The following is a 6,649-nucleotide window of genomic DNA, read 5'->3' as shown; positions in this document are numbered from 1 at the left end:
GCGGGAGGGGCCGGACGACCCTGTCGTACGTCTCGCCGACGAGCCGTTCGGCGAGGAGAGCGGGGAGCGACGACGCTTCCGGGGTCGACTGCCATGAGTCCCTCGCCCCCGCCGCCCCTACCCGTCCCATCCCTGGGGGCGGAGCCCCAGGAAGGGGCGCGGGGAACTGCGCGACCAGCCACGACGGTGCCGCAGCCGAAACGGTAAGGGTCGTACCGCCCACCCACTAGTGACATCTTCGTCTTCACTGCGTACGCTCCTGAATATGGATATGCACACTGTGGTGGTGGGGACGTCCGGGGTCACCGCGTCCGACGTTCTCGCCGTGGCGCGCGGCGGCGCAAGGATCGAGCTCTCGCCGGAGGCCGTCGCGGCGCTCACCGCGGCCCGCGAGATCGTGGACGCGCTGGCGGCCAAGCCCGAGCCCGTCTACGGCGTCTCCACCGGCTTCGGGGCCCTCGCGACCCGGCACATCAGCCAGGAGTTGCGGGCCCAGCTGCAGCGCAACATCGTTCGTTCGCACGCCGCCGGGATGGGGCCGCGGGTGGAGCGGGAGGTCGTACGGGCGCTGATGTTCCTGCGGCTCAAGACCGTCTGCTCGGGGCACACGGGCGTGCGGCCCGAGGTCGCGCAGACCATGGCCGATGTCCTCAACGCCGGTATCACGCCCGTCGTCCACGAGTACGGGTCGCTCGGATGTTCCGGTGACCTCGCTCCGCTTTCGCACTGCGCCCTCACGCTGATGGGCGAGGGCGACGCCGAGGGGCCGGACGGCGTCGTGCGGCCCGCCGGTGAGCTGCTCGCCGCGCACGGCATCGCACCCGTCGAACTGCGCGAGAAGGAGGGCCTCGCCCTTCTCAACGGCACCGACGGCATGCTCGGCATGCTCGTCATGGCCCTCGCCGATCTCGACCTCCTCTACAAGTCCGCCGACGTCACCGCCGCGCTGAGCCTCGAAGGGCTCCTCGGCACCGACAAGGTCCTCGCGCCCGAGCTGCACGCCATCCGGCCGCACCCCGGGCAGGGCGCCTCCGCCGCCAACATGCTGGCCGTGCTGAAGGGTTCGGGGCTGACCGGGCATCACCAGGACGACGCGCCGAGGGTTCAGGACGCGTATTCCGTACGGTGTGCTCCGCAGGTCGCCGGGGCCGGGCGGGACACCATGGCGCACGCGCGGCTCGTCGCCGAACGGGAGCTGGCGTCGGCCGTCGACAACCCCGTCGTCCTGCCCGACGGGCGCGTGGAGTCCAACGGCAACTTCCACGGGGCGCCCGTCGCCTACGTCCTCGACTTCCTCGCCATCGCCGTCGCCGACCTCGCGTCGATCGCCGAGCGGCGGACGGACCGGTTGCTCGACAAGAACCGCAGCCACGGGCTGCCGCCCTTCCTGGCCGACGACGCGGGTGTCGACTCGGGGCTGATGATCGCCCAGTACACACAGGCCGCCCTGGTCAGTGAGTTGAAGCGGCTGGCCGTGCCGGCGTCCGCCGACTCCATTCCGTCCTCCGCCATGCAGGAGGACCACGTCTCCATGGGCTGGTCGGCCGCGCGCAAGCTCCGTACCGCCGTCGACAACCTCACGCGTGTGCTCGCCGTCGAGCTGTACGCCGCCACCCGGGCCATCGAGCTGCGGGAGGGACTCGCCCCGGCGCCGGCCTCGCAGGCCGTCATCGACGCCGTACGGGCCGCCGGGGTCCAGGGCGCCGGTCCGGACCGGTTCCTGGCGCCCGACCTCGCGGCGGCCGACGCGTTCGTGCGCGGCGGGGAGCTGGTCGCGGCGGCGGAGAAGGTCACCGGGCCGCTCCAGTGACGCGAGAGGGGCCCTGTCGTACGACCGACAGGGCCCCCGATGTGTGCGGAACGGCTACTTCAGCTTGGCGGCCTGCGCGTCGATGAGGGCGGCCGGCACGTCGTACGCCTTGTCGGTCATCATCAGACCGAGGTTGATCGTGTAGTACGTGGCGATGGTGCTGCCGTGCCGCACCACCTCGACATGCGTGGTGCCCACGTCGCCGTCGTCGTCGCTCACCGCGGCGAACGCCACCGACTCGTCACCGGCCCCGGACGCCTTCTCCGAGGTGATCTCGGTGAGCTTCTGGTCGCTGCCCTGCATGACGACCGGGAAGCCGCCGGAGCAGCTCTCCACCGCGTCCGACACGGACTTGAAGGTCTCCTCGGCACCGGAACCGTCGTACGACGACAGGCCCACGACCGTCATGTTGAGGCTCATCGCGTCGGTGAGCGAGTCCTCGATCTCACCCTCGGCCAGGTCCTCCAGCGACTTGGAGGCACTGTCGGTGGGCTTCTTCTCCTCCGTGGTCATCACGGCCGTGTTCGACGCCGCGTCACCCGGCGCCAGACCGCCCATCGCGTAGGCGAGCGGGCGGCACTTCTCGTCGCTGCTCTTGATCTGGTCCTTGGACTTCGGCAGCTGCTTGCCGGAGGCGTCCACCTTGTAACCCTCGACATCGCCCTGCGCGATGATCGACTTCTTCAACTCCGCGGCTGAGAGCGCCTTCGCGTCGGAACCGCCGGAGTCACCCCCGCAACCCGTGGCAAGGGCGAGCGTCAGCGCGCTCACGGCAACCGTGGCGGCTACACGCACGCCCGATGATCTCTTCATGGGCGGACTATGAAGCCCAGGTCAAACGAGCGTCAAGTGAATTCAAAAACCCAGACGTTCCCGGCGAACCGAATACGCGACGAAGCCCGCGCCCAGCGCCAGGAAGAGGGTCCCGCCGACGATGTAGGGCGTGGTGTCGAAGCTGCCGGTGTCGGCGAGCCGGGTGCCGTCCACCGTGCTGTCCCGCGCGCTCTCGGAGGTGGCCCGCGCCTGCTGGGTGACCTGCGACGTGGGGGTCGTCGAAGGCTCCGCTCTGCCCGGATCGTCGCCCGTCGCGTTCGCGGAGGGCACGAACCACAGGGCGCCCAGCAGGGCTCCCGCGGCGGTGGCGGTCAGCAGCGATCGGCGTGCGGTGGACGACGATCGGTGAGCGGCGGACACGGAATATCGATCCCCTTGTGGCGCTGGCGAATTGGCCGTGTGGGGCGATGTTAGTGAAAGTCGCGGGTCACGGGAAAGTCACGGGAGAAAAGGGCCGTACGCTCCGGGCATGAGTACTCCAGAAACCTCACGTTTTGTACGGCTTCGCGTGGAACTCGTCCTCGAAGTGGACGACCAGGACGCCGTCACCAAGGCCGCGCTGCGGCGGATCGCCGACGACACGACCATGCCGGCCGACGAGCGCACCCACGCCGAAGCCGCTGTGACGGAAGACACTGCGGAGGCCCTCGCGTATCTCGTTGATCCGTTCGACCTGGTCAGCGAGGTGCCCGGGGTCGACCTCGCGCAGGCCTCCTGGTCCAGCGAGCACGTCGAGTACGACCCGGATTCGCCCGAGTGGGACCTCGACGAGGATGATGTCGACGAGGACTTCGACGGCGAAGAGGCCGGACGGGTCGGCTGAGGCTTCTTGGGGAAATCGTGACCCCGGGCGGCAACCGCCGCCCGGGGTTTCGTCGTCTCATGGGGCGCACTGACCGACACCCGCACCACCTGCCTCAAGGGCGTGGTGTGCCCCACACATACAAGGGATGTGGAACGGGACGAACCGGTCGTAGCGTTGAAGATTCTTGACGGGGACTCTCGGGGTTCTGGGGATTCGGGAACAGATGGAGAAGCGTGTGATGACGAACAGTAAGCGGCGCAGGGGCCTGACGGTCGCGTCCGCACTGCTCGGCGGTGTCCTGGTGCTCTCGGCCTGCTCCGGCGGCGACGACAACGCCTCCGGCAGCGACGGCGGCGACAGCTCGCAGTCCAAGGTCGACGAGGCGGCGGCCAAGAAGACCTCCGCGGCGCAGATCAAGATCACGCCCGAGGACGGCACCGACAACGCCTCCATCAACAACTCCGCCGCCGTCACCGTGAGCAAGGGCACGCTCACCGAGGTGACGATGACGACCGCCGAGGGTGCCGCGGTCGAGGGCCAGATATCCGCGGACAAGACCAGCTGGAAGCCCGACGCCCAGCTGGAGCGCTCCACCACCTACAAGGTCGCCGTGACCGCGAAGGACGCCAAGGGCCTGGAGGCCCACGAGAACGCCTCCTTCACCACGGTCTCCCCGGACAACAGCTTCCTCGGCTACTTCACGCCGGAGGACGGCTCCACGGTTGGCGTGGGCATGCCGGTCTCGATCAACTTCGACAAGTCGATCACCAACAAGGCGGCCGTCCAGAAGGGCGTCACCGTCACCTCGACCAGTGGCCAGGAAGTCGTCTGCCACTGGTTCAACGACACCCGCATGGACTGCCGGCCCGACGAGTACTGGAAGGGCGGCTCGACCGTCACCCTGAAGATGGCCCTGGACGGGGTCGAGGGCTCCGACGGCGTCTACGGCGTCCAGGAGAAGACGGTCACCTTCAAGATCGGCCGCAACCAGATCAGCTACGTCGACGCGAAGACCAAGCAGATGAAGGTCACGCAGGACGGCAAGACCATCAAGACCATCCCGATCTCCGCGGGCTCCCCGGACAACAAGACGTACGAAGGCGTCATGGTGATGTCCGAGAAGTTCAAGGAGACGCGTATGAACGGCGCGACGGTGGGCTTCACGGACGACGACGGCAAGGGCGAGTACGACATCAAGGACGTGCCGCACGCCATCCGCCTGTCCACCTCCGGCACCTTCATCCACGGCAACTACTGGGGCGCCAAGTCCATCTTCGGCAGCGTCAACACCAGTCACGGCTGCGTGGGTCTGTCCGACACCAAGGGCGCCAACGACAAGGGCACCGCGGGCTACTGGTTCTACAACAACTCGATCGTCGGTGACGTCGTGGTCGTCGAGAACACCGGCGACAAGACCATCGCCCCGGACAACGGCCTCAACGGCTGGAACATGGACTGGGCGCAGTGGAAGGCCGGTTCGGCGGTCTGACCGACCTGACCGACCTGACCGACCTGACCGACCGGACCCGAGCCCTGGGCGCGTAGTCGCCGCACAGCTCCCGCACAAGTAGCCGATGCCGCCCTCAGGGGCGGCATCGGTGTTTCCGGGCGAGGTCCCAGCCTTCTCATCCTCCTCTTATCCCGGCCTTATCCCGTCATCACGCACCGTCCCTAGCTTGCGGCGCATGTTCTTCACCTACCTGAGGCGCGAGCTGCGCCGCCGCAGAAAGGCGGCCCTTGTCGTCGCCTCCGGACTGGCGCTGGGTATCGCGCTGGTCATCGTGGTCAACTCCGTGTCGTCAGGCATGAGCAAGGCCCAGGACAAGGTCCTGCAGTCCCTGTACGGCCTGGGCACGGACATGACCGTCACCAAGGCCGCCGAGCCGGCCGCGAGCAGCTCCGAGCGGCCGCGGTTCCGGTTCGACGCGCAGGACGACGGCTCCGACGACGAGCAGTCCAGCGACCGGGTGATGGTCCAGGGCTTCCAGACGCTCGCGAGCTCGACCGTCGGCAAGGTCGGCGCGCAGGACGGGGTCTCGGACGCCGTGGGCGGGCTGAGCCTTCAGGTCGTCAAGGTCAGCGGGCAGTTCACGCGGGGTCAGTTCCAGCAGGACCAGGGCGGTGGCGGTCAGCAGGGCGGCGGACCGGGTCAGGGCGGGGGCAACGGCCAGCCGCAGGGTGAGGTGCGCGGTGGCGGCGCCGACTTCGACGTCAACAGCTACTCCGTCTACGGCACCGATGTCACCGAGCCGGCGCTCGGCCCGCTCACGTCGTCGGAGATCACCAGTGGCCGTACCTTCAGGACGACGGAGACGAACGCCGCGGTCGTGGTCGCCGACACCTCCTACGCCAAGGAGAAGAAGCTCGAGGTCGGCTCGACGGTCACCGTCAAGGGCATCGAGTTCAAGGTGATCGGCATCGCCACGCCCGACAGCGGGGACGCGGCCGCCAACCTCTACATCCCGCTGAAGCAGGCGCAGACGCTCGCCGACGCCAAGGACAAGGTCACCACGATCTACGTCAAGGCGACCGACTCCCAGCGGATCGACTCCGTCAAGTCGACGATCCAGAAGAACATCTCCGGTACGACGGTGACGACCTCCGCGGACCTCGCGGACACGGTGTCCGGGTCCCTGTCCACGGCGTCCTCGCTGGCGACCAGTGTCGGCAAGTGGCTGTCCATCGCGGTGCTCGTGGCGGCGTTCCTGGTGGCCGGCCTGCTCACCTCCTCTGCCGTCTCCCGCCGGGTGCGGGAGTTCGGGACGCTGAAGGCGCTGGGGTGGAAGTCGGGGCGGGTGACCCGGCAGGTGGTCGGCGAAGCGGTCGTCAACGGGCTGCTCGGCGGTGCGCTGGGGATCGCGGTGGGGCTTGCCGGGGCGTACGCCGTGACCGCGATCAGCCCGACGCTGCAGGCTCAGCTGGGCGGGGGTGCCGGTGGCGGCCCTGGCCGGCAGACGGCGTCCACGACCCTTGACATCGCCCTGACCGCGCCCGTCTCACTCACGACGGTCGCCCTCGCGGTGGGCCTCGCGGTGACGGGTGGGTTGATCGCCGGCGCGTTCGGGGGGTGGCGGGCGTCTCGGCTGCGGCCGGCGGATGCGTTGCGGCGGGTGGAGTAGCGGTTCCGCTGCCGCGGCGGGCATGTCTTTGGCTGCGGGTGGGTGGGGGCTGGTCGCGCAGTTCCCCGCGCCCCTAGGGGG

General features: G+C 69.0%; 6 protein-coding genes. 4 read left to right on the top strand and 2 right to left on the bottom strand.

All coding sequences use genetic code 11. From position 1 onward, the window contains the following. The first annotated feature begins 271 nt into the window (after positions 1–271). A complete protein-coding gene (gene hutH, locus L0P92_RS40675; protein WP_234768168.1) occupies positions 272–1,810 on the top strand; it encodes a histidine ammonia-lyase in 1,539 nt (512 codons plus the stop codon). 54 nt (positions 1,811–1,864) lie between these two features. Here hutH and L0P92_RS40670 read toward each other — a convergent pair whose 3' ends face one another. Together L0P92_RS40670 and L0P92_RS40665 are read right to left on the bottom strand one after the other, a co-directional pair. After that, positions 1,865–2,623, bottom strand: a complete 759-nt coding sequence (locus tag L0P92_RS40670; protein ID WP_234768166.1) for a hypothetical protein — start codon at positions 2,621–2,623, stop codon at positions 1,865–1,867. 42 nt (positions 2,624–2,665) lie between these two features. Beyond that, positions 2,666–2,962: an LPXTG cell wall anchor domain-containing protein gene (locus tag L0P92_RS40665; protein ID WP_234768167.1), complete on the bottom strand. Its 297-nt coding sequence runs from the start codon at positions 2,960–2,962 to the stop codon at positions 2,666–2,668. 151 nt (positions 2,963–3,113) lie between these two features. Here L0P92_RS40665 and L0P92_RS40660 point away from each other — a divergent pair, with 151 nt between their 5' ends. The 3 genes from L0P92_RS40660 (at position 3,114) to L0P92_RS40650 (ending at position 6,568) form a co-directional block, all read left to right on the top strand. Beyond that, positions 3,114–3,467, top strand: a complete 354-nt coding sequence (locus L0P92_RS40660) for a hypothetical protein (protein ID WP_234768165.1) — start codon at positions 3,114–3,116, stop codon at positions 3,465–3,467. Between the two features lie 220 nt (positions 3,468–3,687). Further along, positions 3,688–4,938: a L,D-transpeptidase gene (locus L0P92_RS40655; RefSeq protein ID WP_234768164.1), complete on the top strand. Its 1,251-nt coding sequence runs from the start codon at positions 3,688–3,690 to the stop codon at positions 4,936–4,938. Between the two features lie 196 nt (positions 4,939–5,134). Next, positions 5,135–6,568 (top strand): ABC transporter permease, encoded by a 1,434-nt coding sequence (locus L0P92_RS40650; RefSeq protein ID WP_234768163.1) that lies wholly within the window; start codon positions 5,135–5,137, stop codon positions 6,566–6,568. The last annotated feature ends 81 nt before the right edge of the window (positions 6,569–6,649 follow it).

The sequence above is a fragment of the Streptomyces muensis genome (genome assembly GCF_021474425.1).
Taxonomy (GTDB): domain Bacteria; phylum Actinomycetota; class Actinomycetes; order Streptomycetales; family Streptomycetaceae; genus Streptomyces; species Streptomyces muensis.
The sequence above is the reverse complement of the archived record's forward strand: the minus strand, read 5'-3'. Positions and strand labels throughout refer to the sequence as shown.